Origin of the sequence: Bacillus sp. SIMBA_005 (assembly GCF_046535585.1) — a bacterium.
Lineage (GTDB): Bacteria > Bacillota > Bacilli > Bacillales > Bacillaceae > Bacillus > Bacillus pumilus.
The window spans coordinates 1-255 of record NZ_JAWRWI010000759.1; the positions used below are offsets into that span (position 1 = coordinate 1).

Annotated in this window: 1 protein-coding gene; it reads right to left on the reverse strand. The window is 36.9% G+C overall.

Annotated features, from left to right (window positions below):
• A partial coding sequence (locus SB660_RS22095; RefSeq protein ID WP_410584609.1) for a sulfatase-like hydrolase/transferase occupies positions 1-255 on the reverse strand: 255 nt, incomplete at both ends.

Consider the following 255-nt stretch of genomic DNA (forward strand, 5'->3'; position numbering starts at 1 on the left):
TTTTGACGTTTCAACGCCAAGTAAATGTAAAATAGTTGGTCGTAAATCTATTTGTCCGGATACCTCTGTCATCTCTTTTCCTTGACCATCGCCAGGGATATGGATGAATAAAGGTACTTCTTGCAATAATGCATTGTCATACGGTGTAATGCCGTCTTTTTCTAAATATTGGGCCATTGCTTTATTATGGTTTTCGGAAATACCATAATGGTCTCCATACATAACGATAATCGAATTATCATAAACACCTTGGTC